We start from the raw sequence: 21,210 nt of genomic DNA on the forward strand, positions 1-21,210 counted from the left end.
GAAGCCCGCGCCGCGGCGCTGCGGGCCCGCGCCGCGCGGCTTCGCGGCTCCGCCCTGACCGACGCCGAACGCGCCCGCCTGCGCGAGGCCGGGGCGCGCAATGCCGCACGGATTGCGGGCAGCTGACGGCGTACCGAGCCGCGTTGAAGCGCGACACCAAACAGGCTAAGCCAGCGCCGAACCTCAGAGATCCTCGGAGAGCGCCCCATGTCCACCCCCCTTCGCCTCGGAATCGCGGGGCTCGGCACCGTCGGCGCCGGCGTCGTCAAGATCGTCCAGCGCCACGCCGCCCTGCTCGAAGCGCGCAGCGGCCGCCCGGTCACGATCTCCGCCGTCTCCGCCCGCGACCGCACGAAGGAGCGGGGCCTGAGGTTGAAGGACTATGCCTGGGAGGACGATCCCGTCGCCCTCGCCCGCCGCGACGACGTTGACGTTTTCGTGGAGCTCGTCGGCGGCGACAGCGGCCCGGCGCGCAACGCCGTCGAGGCGGCGATCGCCGCCGGAAAGGACGTCGTCACCGCCAACAAGGCGCTTCTCGCCCACCACGGCCAGGCCCTGGCCGAGGCGGCGGAGGCGGCGGACGCCGTGATCCGGTTCGAGGCTGCCGTCGCGGGCGGCATCCCGGTGGTCAAGGCGCTGACCGAAGGCCTTGCCGGCAACGACGTGACCCGCGTCATGGGCGTGATGAACGGCACCTGCAACTACATCCTGACCCGGATGGAAAGCGCGGGCCTGCCCTATGCCGACGTGTTCCAGGAGGCCGCGGACCTCGGCTATCTCGAAGCCGACCCGAACCTCGACGTCGGCGGGATCGACGCGGGCCACAAGCTGGCGCTGCTCGCCGCCATCGCCTTCGGCACCCAGGTGGATTTCGACTCGGTGCAGCTCGAGGGGATCGGCCGCATCACCATCGACGACATCCGCCAGGCCGCCGACATGGGCTTCCGCGTCAAGCTGCTGGGCGTCGCGCAGATGAGCGGCCGGGGGCTCGAGCAGCGGATGACCCCTTGCCTCGTCCCCGCTGCCTCCCCCCTCGGCCAGCTCGAGGGCGGCACGAACATGGTGGTGCTGGAAGGCGACAGCGTCGGCCAGATCGTCCTGCGCGGCGCGGGCGCCGGCATGGGCCCGACCGCCAGCGCCGTGATGGCCGACGTCATCGACATCGCCCGCGGCACCCGGCTCTCCACCTTCGGCCAGCCCGCCGCGGCGCTGAAGCCCGCCCCCGCCGCCAGCACCGGCACCCCGGCCAGTTTCTACATCCGCATGACGCTGCAGGACAAACCCGGCGCGCTGGCGAAGATCGCCACCGTGCTCGGCGAGAACGGCATCTCCATCGACCGGATGCGCCAGTACGACCACGCCGACACCACGGCCCCGGTTCTGATCGTGACCCACAGGACCGCCCGCGCCGCGCTCGACACCGCCATCGCCGCCATGGCCGGAACCGGCGTGCTGGTGGGCGAGCCGGTGGCGATCCGGATCGAGGACGTCTGAGCGCACCGCACCCCGCGCGGCGAACAGGCTTGTGCGGGGCTTCGCTGGCGGGGTAGACCCTTGGACAACCCGCATTTTCCTGACCCGAGGATCAGACCATGGCCGACGCCCCCGAATTCCACGACCGCATGCTCTCCCTCGGCCTCGCCCGGGTGTCTGAGGCCGCCGCGCTCGCCTCGGCCCGCCTGATCGGCCGCGGCGACGAGAAGAAGGCCGACCAGGCCGCCGTCAACGCCATGCGCAACCAGCTGAACAAGCTCGACATCAAGGGCACCGTCGTGATCGGCGAGGGCGAGCGCGACGAGGCTCCGATGCTCTACATCGGCGAGGAGGTGGGCACCGGCAACGGCCCCGAGGTCGACATCGCGCTCGACCCGCTCGAAGGCACCACGCTGACGGCGAAGGACATGCCGAACGCGCTGACCGTGATCGCCATGGGCGGGCGCGGCTCGATGCTGCACGCGCCCGACGTCTACATGGACAAGCTCGCCATCGGCCCCGGCTTCCGCCGCGGTGTCGTGACCATGGACATGAGCCCCGCCGAACGGGTCAGCGCGCTGGCCGCCGCCAAGGGATGCTCGACCGAGGACATCACCGTCTGCGTGCTGGAACGCCCCCGCCACGAGGAGATGATCGCCGAGATCCGCACCACCGGCGCTGCGATCCGCCTGATCACCGACGGCGACGTGGCCGGCATCATCCACTGCGCCGAGGCCGACAAGACCGGCATCGACATGTACATGGGATCGGGCGGCGCCCCCGAGGGCGTGCTGGCGGCCGCCGCTCTGAAGTGCATGGGCGGGCAGATGTTCGGCCGCCTGATCTTCCGCAACGAGGACGAAAAGGGCCGCGCGAAGAAGGCGGGGATCACCAACTTCGACCGCGTCTACACCCGCGACGACCTGGTGAGCGGCGACGTCATCTTCGCCGCCACCGGCGTTACCGACGGCTCCATCGTGGCCGGTATCAAGCGCGAGCCGGGCTTCCTGACCACCGAGACGATCCTGATGCGGTCCAAGACGGGCTCCGTCCGCCGCATGACCTATCGCAACCCGGTGAGATAGCTGGCGGGCGCAAGACGCCTTCCGGCGCGTCTTTCCGGCAGGAAAGAGCCAGGATCGGCTTTCGGGAGGTGGCCGGGCGGGGCTTCGATGTGGTAGGCTATGATCCATCGAGCACAAGATGTGGATAACATGCCCCGCGATCACGTCACTTCCGCCTTCCTCGGGGTCGAACGCTCCCTGACCGGGCGACCCTGGACGGGCCCCACCGTGGACGAATCGCGGCAGGCCGAGGCGCTGGTACAGGCCCTCGCCCTGCCCCTCCCGCTGGCCGCCGTGCTGGCGCGGCGAGGCGTGGCCGCGGCCGAGGTGCCGGGCTTCCTCGCCCCCGCCCTGCGCGACCTGCTGCCCGACCCCCTCGGCCTGCGCGACATGGGCGCGGCCGCCGAGCGGTTCCTTCTGGCGGTGAAGCGGCGAGAGCGGATCGCCGTCTTCGCCGATTACGACGTCGACGGCGGCGCCTCGGCCGCGCTGCTGATCTGCTGGCTCAGGGAGATGGGCCGCGACTGCACCCTCTACATCCCCGACCGCATCGACGAGGGCTACGGCCCGAACGAGGCCGCGATGGCGGACCTCGCGACGCGTCACGACCTGATCGTCTGCGTAGACTGCGGGACCCTCTCCCACGGCCCGATCGCCGCCGCGAAGGGGGCCGACGTCATCGTGCTGGACCACCACCTCGGGGCCGAGACGCTGCCCGACTGCGTCGCCGTGGTGAACCCGAACCGCCAGGACGAAAGCGGCGACCTGGGCCACCTCTGCGCCGCCGCCGTCGTGTTCCTGCTGCTGGTCGAGGCGAACCGCCGCCTGCGCGAGGACGGCGTGAAGGGGCCCGACCTGATGGCGATGCTCGATCTCGTGGCGCTCGCCACCGTGGCCGACGTGGCGCCGCTGGTCGGCGTCAACCGCGCGCTGGTGCGCCAGGGGCTGAAGGTCATGGCGCGCCGCGCCCGTCCGGGCCTTGCCGCCCTGTCCGACGTCGCGCGGATGGACACCGCGCCCACCTGCTATCATCTCGGCTTCCTGCTCGGCCCCCGGGTCAACGCGGGCGGGCGCATCGGTGCCTCCGACCTTGGCGCGCGGCTCCTCTCCTGCGTCTCCCCGGACGAGGCCGCCGCCCATGCCGCACGGCTCGACCAGCTGAACACCGAGCGGCGCGAGATCGAGGCCGCCGTGCGCGCCGCCGCCCTCGCCCAGGCCGAGGCGCGGGGCATCGACGGCCCGCTGGTCTGGGCCGCGGGCGAAGGCTGGCACCCCGGCGTCGTCGGCATCGTCGCCGCCCGGCTGAAGGAGGCGACAGGGCGGCCCGCGGTGGTGATCGGCCTCGACGGCGGCATCGGCAAGGGATCGGCCCGCTCGGTCTCGGGCGTCGACCTCGGCGCGGCGATCCACAAGGTCGCCGCCGAGGGGCTGCTGCTGAAGGGCGGCGGACACCGCATGGCCGCGGGCCTGACCGTGGAGGAGGCGCGGATCGCCCCCGCCATGGAGCGCCTCGCCGGGTTGCTGGCGAAGCAGGGCGCAGGCCAGGGCGGCCCCGAGGCGCTGCGGCTCGATTCGGTGCTGATGCCGGGCGCCGCGACGCCCGAGCTGATCGCCGAGATCGACCGCGCCGGTCCCTTCGGCATGGGCGCCCCCGCCCCCCGCTTCGCCTTCCCCGACGTGCTGATCCACCAGAGCCGCCGCGTGGGCGAATCGCACCTGAAGCTGACTTTCTCCGACGGGATGGGGCCCCGGCTCGACGCCATCGCCTTCGGCGCCTGCGACGGCCCCCTCGCCGCCCTGCTTTCCACGGGCCAGGGACAGCGGTTCCACCTCGCCGGGCGGCTCGAGCTGAACCAGTGGGGCGGCCGCACCCGCGTCCAGCTGCGCCTCGAGGACGCCGCCGGGGCCTGACGCCGCGACCGGGCGATTTTCCGCAGACCCCGGTCGGAATTGCTCTTGCCACCGCGCGGGACATTCCCTAGACACCGGCACACCGACAGTGGCCCGTTCGTCTATCGGTTAGGACGCCAGGTTTTCAACCTGGAAAGAGGGGTTCGACTCCCCTACGGGCTGCCACTTCCCAGGTATCGTAGCACATTCACGAGCCCTGCTTTGCGTCTCGGCCGGACGCGCATGCCCAATCTCGCCGGTGTTCCGTTTGCGGGGCAGTGCTGCGCGGGGAATTGGCAGGTCGATTTGCGGGCCCGGAACGCGCAAATCGGGAAAGGGACGCCGATGAACCACCGACGTCCCTTCCGGCCGGGGCCGGGCCCCGGGTTTTCGCGACCCGGGGCGCGCGCGAGGCGCGCCCCGAGTGTAACTCAGTAGACGTCGAAATCGGCGGCGGTCATCAGGCCGTCGAAGTCGGAGATGGCGACGACCAGTTCGCGGTTGTCCGTGTTCGACCAGTCGTCGTCGTAGGCGATCACGGTCGAACCGTCGACCTGCCCCGCGATGTAGGCCTCGACCGCGGCACCCGTGCCGAGCGCAAGCTCGAGCGCGCCGCCGGTCGTGTAGATGACCTGCTGATCGTTCGCGGCATCGAGCTCGGAGAGGGACGCGATGGTGTCGAAATCCAGCGCCGAGAGATCGCTCGCCCCGCGCACGCCGCTGTCGGACGAGTTGGCGAAGCTGATGGCGCCGTCATCGAGAAACGAGATCACGTCCTCGCCCTGCGCGAAGTCGTAGATGACGTCGGAGTTCGACACCAGGACGCCCTGGCTGCCGGGCGCGGTGGTGGCGCCGTCGACGACGTTGAAATGGAACTCGTCCATCCCGACGCCGCCGGTCAGTTCGTCGTTCCCTGCGCCGCCGCCCAGGATGTCGTTCCCGTCGTTGCCGTTGAGGACATCGTCACCCGCACCGCCGACGATCAGGTCGTCACCGCCGCCGCCGCCGACATCGTCGTTGCCTGCGTCACCGAACAGCCGGTCGTTGCCGCCCGCGCCGCGAATGATGTCGTCGCCGTCGCCGCCATAGGCGATGTCGTCCGCCATACCGGTCTGGGCGTTGGTGAAGCCGTCGTCGCTGTCGGCCCAGGACCCGGTGTGGATCTCGTCGTTGCCCGCTCCGCCGTAGAGAACGTCGGACCCGTCGGCCGTGACATCGAAGGCCTCGGTCGTGGCGGTCGAGACGCGGCTGTCGTCGTCACCGGTGATGATGTCGTCGCCGATGCCGCCCACGATCAGGTCGTCGCCCGCGCCGCCGGCGTAGGAGTTGTCGTAGTCGGCAGCGGTCAGGGCGCCCGACGCACCGGTGTCGGCACCGTTAGCCAGGTTCTCGTCCCCCGCACCACCGGTGATCGTGTCGTTGCCAGTGCCGCCCGAGGCATAGTCCTGACCTTCATCGCCGGTCAGCAGGTCGCGCCCGGACATGCCGGCCATCGTGTCGGACCCCTCGCCGCCGCGCAGGGTGTCGGCACCCCACTGGCCGTTCATCAGGTCGTTGTCCGCGCCGCCGTTCATCACGTCGCGCTGGCCACCGCCGAGCATGGTGTCGTTGCCGACACCGCCGTTCAGGGTGTCGTTCTGCGCGCCGCCGTCCATGTAGTCCTGGCCATCGCCGCCACCGAAGATGTCGGCGCCGAAGCCGCCGCTCACGATGTCGTTGCCGCCGCCGGCGTTGCCTTCGTCGTCGCCGCCTTCGCCGAGCAGCACGTCATTGCCAGACCGGCCGAACAGACGGTCGTCGCCGAGGCCGCCCGCAAGCGTGTCCATTCCGCGTCCGCCGATCACCACGTCGTCGTCCGAGCCGCCGAACAGCATGTCGTCACCGGCGCCGCCGTTGAGCGTGTCGTTGCCGAGATCGGCGTTGAACCGGTCGTCGCCCGAACCGAACAGGTAGGTGCCGCTGGCGCTGTCGATCTGGCCCGCAAGGATGCCCTGCGCCGTGGCTACGTCGGTTTCGGTGAACTCGCCCGCCGCGGCAGGCAGGATCGGGGTGTAGCCGCCCGTTCCGTCAACCTCGCCGTCCGTTCCGGCTCCGACGCCCGCGGGTACGGTCACGCCGTGAATGACATACTCGCGCAGCGCGAGATCCATCAGGTCCTCGAAGTCGTACTGGGCGCCGCTGACCGGGCTGAAGAAATTGGCGGCGTCCTCGATTTGGTAGCTCTGGATGAAGGAGAGGTCACCGTTGAAGTCGGCGCTCGGGCTGATGCCGTCCTCGTTGGCCAGCGGCAGGATGATGTCGCCATACCGGCCAAGGCCTTCCAGCACCTCGACATAGCCGTCGCCATCGGCGTCGTCGGCCAGGGTCGGGGTCACGCTGTCGATCGGATTGCCGTTCTCGTCGAACCGGCCGTGGATATGCTGGATATGGGTCTGGTTGGCCGCGAAGCCTTCGCCGGCCAGAGCGACGTTGAGGTACCCGGTTCCGTCATCCTCCATCTGCAGGGCGGCGATCACGGTGCCCGACACGCCCGATCCGTTCAGGGCGGTCATGTCGGTTGTCCAGACGCGGTCCGCGCCGTTCAGAAATGTGTTGAATGAAGTGAAGGAATTACTGAGGTGCGCCACTGTCGCTCTCCCACTGATTGGTTACTACACCCCAATCCACGCGCGAGGCCGCATAAAGTTTCACAAAAAAATTCTCGTTCCGCCACTTTGTTGCGACACCCGCCCGGTGCAGCGCAATTCCGCCGAGCGTGGCGACGCCGAGCGGAAAAGCGCCGTGTTCCAGAGGGCACGGAAAAGTGCGCGCCGCTCCGTTCGGGGCTGCCGCGGCCCGTCCGGCCGCCGGTCGGTCGGACGTCAGATTGCGCGCCGCCACGGGTGCGCGGCTAGGGGGGCGGGGCCGGATTTCCGACGATCCCGCCTCTGTACCGGAGACCGCCCTGCCGGAAATCCCGCCCCCGGCAGCGCCCGGTCAGCTGCGGACCAGTTTTTCGTAGCTCTGGGCGATCTCGCGGGTGATCGCGCCGACCTCGAAGTTGTAGTCGCCGATCTGGCCGACCGGCGTCACCTCGGCCGCGGTGCCGGTCAGCCAGCACTGTTCGAAGCCCTCCAGTTCCTCCGGCATGATGTGCCGTTCGTGGACCTTGATCTGGCGGTCCTTCAGCATCCCGATCACGGTCTGCCGGGTGATCCCGTTCAGGAAACAGTCTGGGTCGGGCGTGTGCACCTCGCCGTCCTTGACGAAGAAGATGTTCGCTCCCGTCGCCTCGGCCACGTAGCCGCGGTAGTCGAACATCATCGCGTCGGAACAGCCCTTCGACTCCGCGGCATGCTTCGACATCGTGCAGATCATGTAGAGGCCGGCCGCCTTCGCATGGCTCGGCGCCGTCTCGGGGCTCGGCCGCTTCCACTTGGCGATGTCGAGCTTGGCGCCCTTCATCTTCGCGTCGCCATAGTAGTTGCCCCATTCCCAGGCGGCGACCGCCAGGCGCACCGGGTTGCGCTTGGCCGCGACGCCCATGTCCTGCCCCGCCCCGCGCCAGGCCACCGCGCGGACATAGGCATCGGTGAAGCCGTTGGCGGTCAGGACCTCCTGCTTCGCCGCCTCGATCTCGTCCACGGTATAGGGGATTTCGAAGTCAAGGCAGGAGGCGGAGTAGCGCAGACGCTCGGAATGGCGGCGGCTTTCGAAGATCTTGCCGCCGTAGCACCGCTCGCCCTCGAACACCGACGAGGCATAGTGCATCGCGTGGGTCAGCAGGTGCACGTTGGCATCGCGCCACTCCACCAGCTTGCCGTCCATCCAGATCTTGCCGTCGCGGTCGTCGTAAGCGCCATCCATGGCATGCGTCCTCTTGTTGGCCCCGCGCAGGGGCGCACTTTCCGATAGTTGCGCAAGATAGGTCCGATCCGGATGTTTTATTGCGCGGTTTGTGACGGTTCGCTAACAGTTGAGTCTTGGAATGTCAACATGGCTGACATAAACTGTGACCAAGGAACGGGCACTCCGCGAAAGGAAACGGCGATGGGAGAACAGCGACCGGGGGCCGAGAACCTCCTCTTCCTGACCGACGAGCAACTGAGGCGCGGGATCGAGGCGATGTATTTCGCCTACCGCGGCTTCACCGCCGACCCCGACCGCATCCTCGAACAGCACGGCTACGGCCGCGCCCACCACCGGGCGCTGCACTTCATCAACCGCACGCCCGGCACCACCGTGAACAACCTTCTCGGCATCCTCGGTGTTACGAAGCAGTCCCTGAACCGTGTCTTGCGCAGCCTGATCGACGATGGTCTGGTGCAAAGCAGGATCGGCCAGAAGGACAAGCGTGAGCGGCACCTCTTCCTCACCGACAAGGGCAAGACGCTGGAGCGGGCGCTGTCCGAGGTCCAGGGCCGCCGCGTCCGTGCCGCCTATCGCGCCGCGGGCCCCGAGGCGGTCGCGGGCTTCCGGCAGGTGCTCGAGGCGATGATGGACCCCGACCAGCGCCGCCAGTTCGCCTTCACCGACGAGTCCGGATCGTGAGCGGCGTCTCGGACCTGCACCTGCTGATCGTCGACGACGACGAGCGCATCCGCCAGCTGCTCCAGAGATTCCTGATCCGCCACGGCTTCTTCGTCTCCGCCGCCCGCGACGCCGCCCATGCCCGCCGCCTGCTCGACGGGCTCGATTTCGACCTGATCGTGCTCGACGTGATGATGCCGGGCGAGGACGGCGTCGCGCTCACCGCGTCGCTGCGCGAGACGCTGACGGTGCCGATCCTGCTTCTGACCGCCAAGAACGAGACGGCGGACCGCATCAGCGGGCTCGAGGCCGGCGCCGACGATTACCTGCCGAAGCCCTTCGAGCCGAAGGAACTGCTGCTCAGGATCAACGCCATCCTGCGCCGCGTCCCCGCCGACCCGGTGCCGCAGGACGCACCCAAGGTGCTGCACCTCGGCGCGATCCGCTACGACATCGAACGGGGCGAGATGTGGCAGGGCGACAGCGTCGTACGCCTCACCGCCACCGAGACCCAGCTGATGAAGATCTTCTCGGCCCGCCCGGGCGAGCCGATCAGCCGCACCCAGCTGGTCGACGACCTTGGCCGCGGCGGCGGACAGGCGCAGGAGCGCGCGGTCGACGTCCAGATCACCCGCCTCCGTCGCAAGATCGAGAGCGACCCGAAACAGCCCCGCTACCTCCAGACCGTGCGCGGCGCGGGTTACCTGCTGTCACCGGACTGAGGCGGCTCAGCGATCCGTCGCCCCCTTTCCCGCGATGATCCTGTCCCTGAACTTCGCGATCCGCTTCAGCTGCGTCGCCTCGGTCTTCGCCGAGGACAGCGCGATCACATAGCTGCGCTGACGGCCCGGGGTGAGGGCGGCGAAGGCTTCGGCCAGTTCGGGATCGTCGTCCAGCGCCGCGGTCAGCACCTCCGGCAGGGTCGTGTCCGGGGCAGACCGCGCGCCCCGCCGCCCGGCCGCGGCATGCTCCATTGCCTGCCCGAGGAAGGCGCTCACCGTCGCGGCCTTCCCGGCCACCTCCTTCGCCCCGGAGAAGCGGAGAAGGCTCGGCTGGGCCGAGTTCGGCCCGGCCCGTTCCAGCAGCCCCGCGGGATCGTCCAGCAGGCCGGGGTCACAGAAGGTCAGGCGGATATCGTTGCGGAAGGCACCTATGATGGCGATGTTGCGCCCGGCATGGACATAGCAGGGGTGGCTCCACTTCACCGCCTCCTCCAGTCCCGCGTCAAGGCACAGACGCCGCAGCGCCGCCAGCCCGTCCTCGCGCAACCGGACCGAGCACTCCGGCGTGCCATGACGGGCACAGCGCCCGCAGCCTCTCGCGAAAAAGTCGTCGGCCCCGGCCATGCCGCGCTCCTCCCTGCTCGGGGCAGGATAGGGCAGCGACGGCGCGCTGCCCATACGGGGCAGGCGCGCAACGAAAAGGGCCGCCCCGAAGGACGGCCCGTTTCCTGTCGGCCCTGCAAGGGCTCAGCCGTTCACGCTGTCCTTCAGCGCCTTGGCGATGGTCATCTTCACCACCTTGTCGGCGTCCTTCGGCATCTGCTCGCCCGTGGCGGGATTGCGCACCATGCGCGCCGGACGCTCGCGGCAGTAGATCTTGCCGACGCCGGGAAGGGTCACGGCGCCGCCGGCCGACACTTCCTTGGTGATGATGTTGATGATCGACTCGAGCGCGGTGTTCGCGGTCTTCTTGTCGGCCTCCATCTCCTCGGCCAGCGCGGCGACGAGTTGGGTCTTGGTCATCGGTTTTGCCATGTATGGTCTCCTCAATCTGCCCGGTGTGGGGGTCATTGCCGGGATTTAACTGTATATATTGGACCGACACAACGATTAGTGGTCGGATTTCGTCAGCAAACAAGCGGTTTTTCGGCGGTTTTCGCCCGTTTCAAAGAAATGCGGTCTCCTCGAACGACCTCAGCTTCCTCGAATGGATGCGATCCAGCGGCATTCCGTTCAGCGACTCCATCGCGTGAATCCCGATCAGGAGGTGCCGCGCGACCTGCGTGCGGTAGAAATCCGAGGCCATGCCGGGCAGCTTCAGCTCCCCGTGGAGCGGCTTGTCGGACACGCAAAGCAGCGTGCCGTAGGGCACCCGGAAGCGGAATCCGTTCGCTGCGATCGTCGCGCTTTCCATGTCCAGCGCCACGGCACGGGACTGGCTCAGCCGCTGCACCGGCCCCGCCTGGTCCCGAAGCTCCCAGTTGCGGTTGTCGAGGCTCGCCACCGTGCCCGTGCGCATGATCCGCTTCAGGTCGTACCCCTCCAGCTCGGTCACCCGCGCCACCGCCCGCTCCAGCGCGATCTGGATCTCGGCCAGCGCGGGCACCGGCACCCAGAGCGGCAGGTCGTCGTCCAGCACCTTGTCCTCCCGCAGGTAGGCGTGGGCCAGCACGAAGTCCCCCAGCCGCTGCGAGTTGCGCAGGCCCGCACAGTGACCGACCATGATCCAGGCATGGGGCCTCAGCACCGCGATGTGGTCCGTCGCCGTCTTCGCGTTCGACGGCCCCACCCCGATGTTGACCAGCGTGATCCCGCCCCCGTCCGCCCGCTTCAGGTGATAGGACGGCATCTGCGGCAGCTTCACCGGCACCGGCAGCGGCTGGTCGCCCTTCGTGATCTGCACGTTGCCAGGGCCGACGAAGGCGGTGTAGCCGCTGTCGTGGTTGGCCAGCGCCCGGCGGGCATAGGCCTCGAACTCCTCGACGTAGAATTGGTAATTGGTGAACAGGACGTGGTTCTGGAAATGCTCGGGTGCCGTCGCGGTATAGTGCGACAGCCGCGCCAGAGAGTAGTCGATCCTCTGCGCGGTGAACGGCGCCAGCGGGGCCGAGCCGTCGGGATAGGTGAAGCCGAAGCCGTTCACGATGTCGTCGTTGGTCGTCGCCAGATCCGGCACGTCGAAGACGTCGCGCAGCGGGAACTCCAGCGCGCCCTCCTGCGGCACCGTCACGGTCGGATCGTCGGCCACCGCGAAATGCACCGGCATCGGGGTCTGCGACAGCCCGATCTCGACCCCTACGCCATGGTTGCCGATCAGCAGCCGGATCTGCTGGCGCAGGTAGTTGGCGAAGAGGTCGGGCCGGGTGATCGTGGTCGAATAGGTGCCCGGCATCGCCACGTGGCCGAAGCTCAGCCGGCTGTCCACGGCGGCGAAGCTGGTCGTGGTGAAGCGGATCTCGGGGTAATAGGCGCGATACCGCGCCTCGGGTTTGCGGCCCTCGGCGATCTTCGAGAAATGGCCGGAGAGAAAGGCACAGGCCGCGTCGTACAACTCCTGCAACCGATTCACCGCCGCGGCCGGGTCGTCGAAGGTCTCGTGCGCGGGCGCATCGGGGGTGACGAGGGGCAGGTTGCGGCTGGGCGGGAACATGGCGCGTCCTCTGGTCTGACCGGCGGGCGCAATCCGCCGCCGCGGAGTGGTTTCGGCTCCCTAGCCGGAAAACCCCCGCTTCCACAAGAGCGGCGGCAGAGCGCCGCAGCACGGAACGGCGCGACCCGGCACGGCGTTTCGGCCAAGGTAAGCGCCCTGTGTGACGATTTTCCGAGGTCCCATGTCCCCCATTCCCGGTCTTGTCTACTATCCCGACACCCGCCCCGGCATCACCCGCAGGAAGGCCGGGCGCGGCTTCACCTACCGCGCGCCGGACGGCACCACGATCGACTGCAAGGTCGAGCGGAAACGCCTCGCCGCCCTCGCCGTGCCCCCCGCCTATGTCGACGTCTGGATCTGCCCCAAGCCGAACGGCCACCTCCAGGCCACGGGCAAGGACACGCGGGCAAGGAAGCAATACCGCTACCACCCCGACTGGACGTCCTACCGGTCGGAGAAGAAGTTCGGCGACCTCGCGGCCTTCGGCACGGCGCTGCCCGCCATCCGCCGCCGGATCCTGAAGGATCTGAAGGAGGAGGCAGGCTCCCGCCCCTTCGCCCTCGCGGCGCTGCTCGCCATGCTCGACCGCCTGTCGATGCGCATCGGCACCCCGGAATACGCGGCGGAGAACGGCAGCTTCGGCGCCACCACCCTGCGCCGCCGCCACGTGAAACTGGACGACAAGGCCGATGGCCTGCGTCTCAGCTACACCGCCAAGGGCGGCCAGAAGGTGAGGCGCTCGCTGAAGGACGCCACCCTGCAACGTGCGCTCCACCGGCTCGAGGATCTGCCCGGCGCGACGCTCGTGCGCTGGATCGACGACGACGGCGATCCCCACAGCGTGTCCTCGGAGGCGGTGAACGCACTCCTGGAGGACATCAGCGGCGTGCACGGCCTGACCGCCAAGACCTTCCGCACATGGAACGGCAGCGCGGCGGCGATGGACGTCGCGCTGCGGGCCGAGGACCTGACGATCAAGGCCATGGCCGACACCGCCTCGGAACGCCTTGCCAACACGCCCACCATCGCGCGCAACAGCTACATCCACCCCAAGGTCATCGACCTGGCGGGCACGCCCCTGGAAGAGCGCCGGATCCTGCTGGAACGCGCCCCCGCCATCCGCGGTCTCCGGCGCGACGAAGCCGCGCTGATGCACCTGCTTCAGGGCTGAACGTCGGCGCCCCGTGGCATCCGAGCCCCCGCCACGAAGCGGACCGGTCGGCATTGAAGGAGCAAGAGTGGTCTTCTTCTTTGCCCAAATACTCCCGCCGGAGGCGTCCGACGGCGCAGCCCGAACCGTCCCCGCCAATTGACATCCCGGCCACCGGCTGCTGCACTCCGCCAGACCCCCGACAGCAGGAGCCCGCCGATGCCCGTCACTTCCCTCCGCCCCAACATGGACCACTGGCCCGAGCGCGTGGACCTCGCCGCCGCCTTCCGCTGGACCGCGCGGCTGAACATGCACGAGGCGGTGGCGAACCACTTCTCCCTCGCCATCAACGACGACGGGACGAAGTTCCTGATGAACCCGAACCAGATGCACTTCTCGCGCATCCGCGCCTCGGACCTGATCGTGGTCGACGCCAACGATCCGAAGACGCTGGAGGGGCCCGACGCCCCCGACCCCACCGCCTGGGGCCTGCACGGCGGGTTGCACCGCCACTGTCCCCACGCCCGCTGCGCGATGCACGTCCATTCGATCCACGCGACGGTGCTGGCGTCCCTAGCCGACTCGCGGCTGCCGCCGATCGACCAGAACTGCGCCACCTTCTTCAACCGCGTGGTGATCGACGAGAACTACGGCGGCCTCGCCTTCGAGGACGAGGGCGTGCGCTGCGCCCAGCTTTTCAACGACCCGAAGCAGAAGGTGATGGTGATGGGCAACCATGGCGTAATGGTCATCGGCGACACCGTGGCCGAGACCTTCAACCGCCTCTACTATTTCGAGCGCGCCGCCGAGACCTATATCCGCGCGCTCCAGACCGGCCGCCCCCTGCGCGTCCTGCCCGACGAGGTGGCCGAGAAGACGGCGCGCGAGATCGAGGAGTACCCCGAGCAGGACCTGCGGCACCTGAACGAGCTGAAGGCGATCCTCGACGAGGAAGGCTCGACCTACGCGAGCTGAGGGGACGGGCGGGCGTTCCGTGCCGGGACAATGGCCGCCGCACCCTGGTGAGATCGCAATGGGGCTGGAGATCGTGCGTTTCGAGCTGGCGGAGTTTGGAAAACTCCGGCCGCACCCGCTAAGACGTCTCGCCCGGCGGCAACGCCGGGCAGAGCGGCACGCATGCCGAAGACCGAGGACCACCGTACGTCCCAAGCCGTAGGGTGGGGTTTCACCCCACCCTTCCGCCAACCACCCGGGCCGCCCAACTCACTCCGCGGGCACCGCCTTCGCCTCGATCCCGAGCGGGTGGCTCAGGTGCGCCAGCATCTCCTTCGGGCAGACCTGCACGAAGTGCTCCAGGCTCTCCGACCAGTGCTGGAGGATGTCCGCCGCGCGGCGGCTGCCGGTCTCGGCCAGGTGCCGCTCGACAAGGGACTTCAGCTCGGCCTCCCAGTGGTCGACCGTGACCGGGCAGGTCACCAGCGTCTCCATGTTCATCAGCGTCCGCGCCCGGTCCTCGGGGTCGTAGAGATAGGCCATGCCGCCCGTCATCCCCGCCCCGAAGTTCGCGCCGATGTCGCCGAGGATCACCGCGACGCCGCCGGTCATGTACTCGCAGCCGTTCGACCCGCAGCCCTCGATCACCACCTTCGCGCCCGAGTTCCGCACGGCGAACCGCTCGCCCGCACGCCCCGCGGCGAAGAGATAGCCGTCGGTCGCACCGTAAAGCACGGTGTTGCCGATGATCGTGTTCTCGGCGGCGACGAGCGGGGACATCATCGGCGGGCGCACCACGATGGTGCCCCCCGACAGCCCCTTGCCGACATAGTCGTTGGCGTCGCCCGAGACCTCGATCTTCAGCCCCGGCGCCGCGAAGGCACCCAGCGACTGCCCGGCCGATCCCGTCAGCTTCACCGTCAGGTGGTTCGGCTGCAGCGTGTTGCGCATCCCGAACCGACCGACGATGTGGCTCGAGGTCCGCGTGCCGACGGTGCGGTGCGTGTTCTGCACCGCGTAGGACAGCTGCATCTTCTCGCCGTCCTTCAGGAAGCGTTCGGCATCCTTCACGATCTCGGCGTCGAGCGTGTCGGGCACCTCGTTCCGCTCGCGCGTCTTCCAGTACTTGATGTTCGCCGCACCATCGACGGTGATCAGCAGCGGGTTCAGGTCGAGGTCATCCAGATGCGCAGAGCCGCGCGACACCTGGCTCAGAAGGTCCGCCCGTCCGATCACCTGGTCGAGCGACCTCGCCCCGATGGAGGCCAGGATCTCGCGCACCTCGGTGGCGTAGAAGGTGATGAGGTTCACCACCTTGTCCGCGTTGCCGGTGAACTTCGCGCGCAGGGATTCGTCCTGCGTGCAGACCCCCACCGGGCAGGTGTTGGACTGGCACTGGCGCACCATGATGCAGCCCATGGCGATCAGGGCGGCGGTGCCGATCCCGAACTCCTCGGCCCCCATCATCGCCGCCATGACGATGTCGCGGCCCGTCCTGAGGCCGCCATCGGTGCGCAGCGTCACCCGCGAGCGCAGGTTGTTCATCGCCAGCACCTGGTGCGCCTCGGTCAGCCCCATCTCCCACGGCAGGCCCGCGTACTTGATGGACGTGGCCGGGGACGCCCCGGTGCCGCCGTTGTGGCCCGAGATCAGGATCACGTCGGCCTTGGCCTTCGCCACACCGGCCGCGATGGTGCCGACACCGGAAGAGGCCACCAGCTTCACGGTCACCTTGGCCCGCGGGTTGATCTGCTTCAGGTCGTAGATCAGCTGCGCCAGGTCCTCGATCGAGTAGATGTCGTGGTGCGGCGGCGGCGAGATCAGCGTGACGCCGGGGGTCGAGTGCCGGAGCCGCGCGATCAGCTTCGTCACCTTCATCCCCGGCAGCTGCCCGCCCTCGCCGGGCTTCGCGCCCTGGGCGACCTTGATCTCCAGCTCCTCGCACTGGTTCAGGTACTCGGCGGTCACGCCGAAGCGCCCGGACGCCACCTGCTTGATCTTCGCCGACGGGTTGTCGCCGTTCGGCTCGGGGTGGAAATGCGCCGGATCCTCGCCGCCCTCCCCCGAGTCGGACTTCGCCCCGATCCGGTTCATCGCCACGTTCAGCGTCTTGTGCGCCTCGGGGGAAAGCGCCCCCAGCGACATGCCCGGAGTGACGAAGCGCTTGCGGATCGAGGTGATGCTCTCCACCTCCTCCAGCGGGATCGGCTTGCCCAGGGGCTTGATGTCCAGGAGGTCGCGCAGATGGATCGGCGGGGCCGAACGCATCTTGGCCGAATATTGCTTCCACATCTGGAAGCTCGCCTTGTTGCAGGCCATCTGCAGCATGTGCATCGAGGTCGCTTCCCAGGCATGGGTCTCGCCCGAGCGCCGCGCCTTGTAGAAGCCGCCGATGGGCAGCACGTCGCGCCCGCCGCGCCAGCCGAGCGCGTGGATCTCTTCCGCCTTGTGCTGGATGCCCGAGACGCCGATGCCGGAAATCCGGCTCTGCATGCCGGGGAAATACTCGGCGCACATGGCGCGGGACAGGCCCACCGCCTCGAAGTTCAGGCCGCCGCGATAGGACGAGACGACGGAGATCCCCATCTTCGCCATGATCTTCAACAGGCCCTGGTCGATGGCCGCGCGATAGCGCGCCACCGCTTCGGTAAGGGTGCCGTCAAGCAGCCCGCGCGAGATCCGGTCGGCGATGGAATCCTCGGCGAGGTAGGCGTTCACCACCGTCGCGCCGCAGCCGATCAGCACCGCGAAATAGTGCGGGTCGATGCACTCGGCCGAGCGCACGTTGAGCGAGCAGAAGGTCCGCAGCCCCTGCCGCGTCAGCCAGGAATGCACCGCCGACGTGGCGAGGATCATCGGCACCGCCACCTTGTCGGCGCTCTGGTGCTGGTCGGTCAGAACGATGTGCCCCGCGCCCGAGCGCACGGCATCCTCGGCCTCGGCCCGGATCCTTGTCAGCGCCTCGCCGAGCGCGCCCGGGTGGGCCCCCTCGGGGAAGGTGCAGTCGATCTCGACGTAAGGGGCGTTGAACGCCTCCAGCAGCTTGTCGAACTGCGCGTTGCCGACGAAGGGCGAGTCGAGCACCAGGATCTCGGTCTGCGACGAATCCTCGTCCAGCACGTTCTTCAGGTTGCCGAACCGCGTCTTCAGGCTCATCACCCGGTATTCCCGGAGCGAGTCGATGGGCGGGTTCGTGACCTGGCTGAAGTTCTGCCGGAAGAAGTGGCTGAGCGGGCGGTACTTCGTCGACAGCACTGCCGAGGGCGTGTCGTCGCCCATGGAGGCCAGCGTCTCCTTGCCGTCCTCCGCCATGGGGGCCAGGATCTGCTCCAGCTCCTCCATGGTGTAGCCGGCCGCGATCTGCCGCTTCCTCAGCTCGCCGCCGGTGAACAGCGGCGCCTCGGTCGCGCCCGACAGCACCTCGTCCAGCTCGTTGATCTTGCCGACCCACTCGCCGAAGGGCAGCGCCGCCGCCAGTTTGTTCTTGATGCCCTCGTCGTGGTAGAGCTTGCCCTTGCGCATGTCGACGGCCAGCATCTGCCCGGGACCGAGCGCGCCCTTCTCGACCACCGATCCCTCGTCAACCGGCACCATCCCGGCCTCGGACCCCGCGATCACCAGCCCGTCGCCCGTCACGACATAGCGCATCGGGCGCAGCCCATTGCGGTCGAGCCCCGCACAGACCCAGCGGCCGTCCGTCATCGCCAGAGCGGCGGGACCGTCCCAGGGCTCCATCACCGAGTTGCAGTAGGAATACATGTCGCGCCAGGCTTCCGGCAGCTCCTCGGCCTGCTTGCTCCAGCTTTCCGGCACCAGCATCGTCTTCGCCATCGGCGCCGAACGGCCCGCGCGCACCAGCACCTCGAACACGGAATCGAGCGCCGCCGAGTCGGACGACCCGAGCGAGACGATCGGCTTGATGTCTTCGGCGAGGTCGCCGAACGTGGAGGAAGCCATGCGGATCTCGTGGCTCCGCATCCAGTTCAGGTTGCCCTTCAGCGTGTTGATCTCGCCGTTGTGGGCCAGCATGCGGAACGGCTGCGCCAGCCACCACTGCGGGAAGGTGTTGGTGGAATAGCGCTGGTGATAGATCGCGAAAGCGCTCTCGAACCGCTCGTCCTTGAGGTCGGGATAGAACTCGGCCACGTCCTGCGCCAGCATCATCCCCTTGTAGATGATCGACCGGCACGAGAGCGACGCGAGGTACAGCGTGCCCACCCCGGCCGCCGCCGCCGCCTTCTCGATCCGCCGCCGGATGACGTAAAGCTCGCGCTCGAAGGTCTCCTCGTCCACGCCCTTGGAGTTCGAGATCAGGATCTGCTCGATCTCGGGCCGCGTCGCGTTGGCCTTCTCGCCCAGCACCTCGATGTTCACCGGGACGTGCCGCCAGCCGTAGATGTAGTATCCCATGCGCAGCACCTCGGACTCGACGATGGTCCGGCAGGTCTCCTGCGCGCTGAAGTTGGTGCGGGGCAGGAACACCTGGCCCACGGCGATCATCTGGTCGGTGTGCGGCTGGTGCCCCGTCCGCTTGATCTGGTCGTAGAAGAAGTCGACCGGGATCTGCACGTGGATCCCCGCCCCGTCGCCGGTCCGCCCGTCGGCATCGACCGCGCCGCGGTGCCACACCGCCTTCAGCGCCTCGATCCCGTGCTCGACCACCCTGCGCGACGGCTTGCCGTCGATGGCCACGACCAGGCCCACCCCGCAGGACGCATGCTCGTCCTCGTCGCGGTAAAGCGAGTTCTCGGCCATCCACTTGCGCTTGGCCTCTTCGGCGGCAACCCAGGCCTCGTCGTAGTTGGTCATGTTTCGCTCCCGTCCACAAAGGGGTGACTTGCTTCGTACTCGGCCGCAGTGGCCCGGCGGTGATCGCCGGCCAGCTGCACCGAGGCCAGCCGCCGGTCGGCGTAGACTTCGCTGACCAGCGGAAAATCCTTGGCGCCGGGAAAAAGCCCCGGCATCAACTCGTAATCCGAACCGTCGTCGCGCAGCCACAGCGGGCTGCCGCAGGTGCCGCAGAAGGCGCGCGTGGCGAAGGACGAACTGCGGTATTCCGTCACCGGCCCCTCGATCCGGACCGCCTCGGGCGGGGCGGTGAACATGAAGTAGGCGGCGCCGCTCCACCGCTGGCACATGCCGCAGTGACAGGCGCCGACCTCGGGGCGGTGCGTGGCGACGGTGATCGTCACCGCCCTGCAAAGGCACCGTCCAACCAGCGGTTCGGCCACGGCGTCGATCCTTCCTCACTTGAACGGGTCAGTCTGGCTGACCTTGTTGAAACCCCGTGCCGAGGCCCGCCCCGCGAACCCGGCGCCGGGCCTGCGGCATCGACGTCACTCGGCGGCGACGCTCGCCGCGCCGTTGATGTACTCCAGCATCGCCTCGGCCGCCTCGCGCCCGTCGCGGATCGCCCAGACCACCAGCGAGGCGCCGCGCTGGATGTCGCCGCAGGCATAGACGCCCTCGATGCTGGTCGCGTGGGTGCGGAAATCGGCAACGATGGTGCCCCAGCGGCTGACCTCCAGCCCCTCGACACCCCAGAGCTTCGGCAGGTCCTCCGGTTCGAAGCCGAGGGCCTTGATCACCAGATCCGCCTCCTCGACATAGTCCGAGCCCTCGATCAGCTCGGGCATCTGCCGCCCCGTCGCGTCCGGCTGACCGAGACGCATCTTCTGCACCATGACCCCTTCGACGGTATCGCCGGTGAACCCCTTCGGGGACGAGAGCCAGACGAACTCGACTCCCTCCTCCTCGGCGTTCGCCACCTCGCGCTGACTGCCCGGCATGTTCGCCCGGTCCCGCCGGTAGAGGCACTTGACCGAGGTCGCGCCCTGCCGCACCGCCGTGCGGACGCAGTCCATGGCGGTATCCCCGCCACCGATCACGACCACCTTCTTGCCCTTGGCGTTCAGTGCCCCGCTGTCAAACTCGGGCACGTCGTCGCCGAAGCTCTTGCGGTTGGAAGCCGTCAGGAAGTCGATGGCCCGCACGATCCCCTCGGCGCCCGACCCCGGGCCCGTGAGCTCGCGCGTCTTGTAGACGCCGGTGGCGATCAGCACCGCATCGTGCCGCCCGCGGATGGCGTCGAAGGCGATGTCCTCGCCCACGTTGCAGTTCAGCACGAATTGCACGCCGCCCTCCTCCAGCTGGCGGATCCGCTTCATCACCACGTCCTTCTCCAGCTTGAAGCCGGGAATCCCGTAGGTCATCAGCCCGCCCGCGCGGTCGTAACGGTCGTAGACCGACACCTGGATGCCGTTGCGCCGCAGCATGTCCGCCGCCGCCAGCCCGCCGGGGCCCGCGCCGATGATCCCGACGGACTCGGCCCGCTCGCCCGCGTTGGTGATCGGCTTGACCCAGCCCTCCTCGAAGGCGGTGTCGGTGATGTATTTCTCGACCGAGCCGATGGTGACGGTGCCGTGGCCCGACTGCTCGATCACGCAATTGCCCTCGCACAGCCGGTCCTGCGGGCAGATGCGGCCGCAGATCTCGGGGAAGGTGTTGGTGGCCTGCGAGACCTCGTAGGCCTCCTGCAGCCGCCCCTCGGCGGTCAGGCGCAGCCAGTCGGGGATGTTGTTGTGCAGCGGGCAGTGGCTCTGGCAGTAGGGCACGCCGCATTGCGAGCAGCGGCCGGACTGCTCCGCCGCCTTCTCGCGCGCGTATTCCCCGTAGATCTCGTTGAAATCCTGGCGGCGGAGGTCGGGCGGACGCTTCTGCGGCATGTCCCGTGCCACGTTCACGAATTTCAACATGACGTTCTTGGCCATCCGCAAAACCTCAGCTAACTGTCAGCTT

15 protein-coding genes and 1 tRNA gene are annotated in these 21,210 nt (G+C 68.6%); 8 read left to right on the forward strand and 8 right to left on the reverse strand.

Annotated elements, in window-relative coordinates; genetic code table 11:
- Nucleotides 1–207 precede the first annotated feature (207 nt).
- The 4 genes from A7B20_RS14895 to A7B20_RS14910 all read left to right on the forward strand — a co-directional run bounded on the left by A7B20_RS14895 (nucleotide 208) and on the right by A7B20_RS14910 (nucleotide 4,613).
- A complete protein-coding gene (locus A7B20_RS14895) occupies nucleotides 208–1,494 on the forward strand; it encodes a homoserine dehydrogenase (protein WP_102109379.1) in 1,287 nt (428 codons plus the stop codon).
- A 98-nt stretch (nucleotides 1,495–1,592) separates the two neighbouring features.
- Nucleotides 1,593–2,558 (forward strand): class II fructose-bisphosphatase, encoded by a 966-nt coding sequence (gene glpX / locus A7B20_RS14900; RefSeq protein WP_102109380.1) that lies wholly within the window; start codon nucleotides 1,593–1,595, stop codon nucleotides 2,556–2,558.
- 129 nt (nucleotides 2,559–2,687) lie between these two features.
- The gene (recJ, locus tag A7B20_RS14905) at nucleotides 2,688–4,448 is read left to right on the forward strand and encodes a single-stranded-DNA-specific exonuclease RecJ (protein ID WP_102109381.1); all 1,761 of its coding nucleotides are present in this window, start codon (nucleotides 2,688–2,690) and stop codon (nucleotides 4,446–4,448) included.
- Nucleotides 4,449–4,538: 90 nt separating this feature from the next.
- Nucleotides 4,539–4,613, forward strand: a tRNA-Glu gene (locus tag A7B20_RS14910).
- Between the two features lie 245 nt (nucleotides 4,614–4,858).
- Here A7B20_RS14910 and A7B20_RS21730 read toward each other — a convergent pair.
- A complete protein-coding gene (locus tag A7B20_RS21730; RefSeq protein WP_102109382.1) occupies nucleotides 4,859–6,979 on the reverse strand; it encodes a calcium-binding protein in 2,121 nt (706 codons plus the stop codon).
- Between the two features lie 424 nt (nucleotides 6,980–7,403).
- On the reverse strand, nucleotides 7,404–8,273 hold the full coding sequence (locus A7B20_RS14920; protein ID WP_102109383.1) for a branched-chain amino acid aminotransferase: 870 nt from the start codon (nucleotides 8,271–8,273) through the stop codon (nucleotides 7,404–7,406).
- 183 nt (nucleotides 8,274–8,456) lie between these two features.
- Between A7B20_RS14920 and A7B20_RS14925 the strand changes: the two genes are divergently transcribed.
- Together A7B20_RS14925 and A7B20_RS14930 are read left to right on the forward strand one after the other, a co-directional pair.
- The gene (locus A7B20_RS14925) at nucleotides 8,457–8,957 is read left to right on the forward strand and encodes a MarR family winged helix-turn-helix transcriptional regulator (protein ID WP_102109384.1); all 501 of its coding nucleotides are present in this window, start codon (nucleotides 8,457–8,459) and stop codon (nucleotides 8,955–8,957) included.
- On the forward strand, nucleotides 8,954–9,658 hold the full coding sequence (locus A7B20_RS14930) for a response regulator (protein ID WP_102109385.1): 705 nt from the start codon (nucleotides 8,954–8,956) through the stop codon (nucleotides 9,656–9,658). Before A7B20_RS14925 ends, A7B20_RS14930 begins: the two co-directional genes overlap by 4 nt.
- Nucleotides 9,659–9,664: 6 nt before the next feature.
- Here the strand turns inward: A7B20_RS14930 and A7B20_RS14935 are convergent, their stop codons facing one another.
- From A7B20_RS14935 to A7B20_RS14945, 3 genes are all read right to left on the reverse strand, one after another.
- The gene (locus tag A7B20_RS14935) at nucleotides 9,665–10,282 is read right to left on the reverse strand and encodes a YdeI/OmpD-associated family protein (protein WP_102109386.1); all 618 of its coding nucleotides are present in this window, start codon (nucleotides 10,280–10,282) and stop codon (nucleotides 9,665–9,667) included.
- A 123-nt stretch (nucleotides 10,283–10,405) separates the two neighbouring features.
- Complete coding sequence (locus tag A7B20_RS14940; protein WP_102109387.1) at nucleotides 10,406–10,693, reverse strand: HU family DNA-binding protein; 288 nt, start codon at nucleotides 10,691–10,693, stop codon at nucleotides 10,406–10,408.
- 130 nt (nucleotides 10,694–10,823) lie between these two features.
- Nucleotides 10,824–12,308 carry an AMP nucleosidase gene (locus A7B20_RS14945; protein ID WP_102109388.1) on the reverse strand — a complete coding sequence of 495 codons (1,485 nt, stop codon included), beginning with the start codon at nucleotides 12,306–12,308 and terminating at the stop codon, nucleotides 10,824–10,826.
- 181 nt (nucleotides 12,309–12,489) lie between these two features.
- Here A7B20_RS14945 and A7B20_RS14950 point away from each other — a divergent pair, with 181 nt between their 5' ends.
- Together A7B20_RS14950 and A7B20_RS14955 are read left to right on the forward strand one after the other, a co-directional pair.
- The gene (locus tag A7B20_RS14950; protein ID WP_102109389.1) at nucleotides 12,490–13,479 is read left to right on the forward strand and encodes a DNA topoisomerase IB; all 990 of its coding nucleotides are present in this window, start codon (nucleotides 12,490–12,492) and stop codon (nucleotides 13,477–13,479) included.
- 198 nt (nucleotides 13,480–13,677) lie between these two features.
- Complete coding sequence (locus A7B20_RS14955) at nucleotides 13,678–14,433, forward strand: class II aldolase and adducin N-terminal domain-containing protein (RefSeq protein ID WP_102109390.1); 756 nt, start codon at nucleotides 13,678–13,680, stop codon at nucleotides 14,431–14,433.
- A 249-nt stretch (nucleotides 14,434–14,682) separates the two neighbouring features.
- Here A7B20_RS14955 and gltB read toward each other — a convergent pair whose 3' ends face one another.
- The 3 genes from gltB to A7B20_RS14970 form a co-directional block, all read right to left on the reverse strand.
- Nucleotides 14,683–19,221, reverse strand: a complete 4,539-nt coding sequence (gene gltB / locus A7B20_RS14960; RefSeq protein ID WP_102109391.1) for a glutamate synthase large subunit — start codon at nucleotides 19,219–19,221, stop codon at nucleotides 14,683–14,685.
- Entirely contained in the window at nucleotides 19,218–19,643 is a 426-nt protein-coding gene (locus tag A7B20_RS14965) for a GFA family protein (protein ID WP_172961029.1), read from the reverse strand. Before A7B20_RS14965 ends, gltB begins: the two co-directional genes overlap by 4 nt.
- 105 nt (nucleotides 19,644–19,748) lie before the next feature.
- Nucleotides 19,749–21,182, reverse strand: coding sequence for an NAD(P)-dependent oxidoreductase (locus A7B20_RS14970; RefSeq protein WP_102109392.1), 1,434 nt, complete (start codon nucleotides 21,180–21,182; stop codon nucleotides 19,749–19,751).
- Between the last annotated feature and the right edge of the window lie 28 nt (nucleotides 21,183–21,210).

Source organism: Oceaniglobus roseus, from assembly GCF_002869745.1.
Lineage (GTDB): Bacteria > Pseudomonadota > Alphaproteobacteria > Rhodobacterales > Rhodobacteraceae > Oceaniglobus > Oceaniglobus roseus.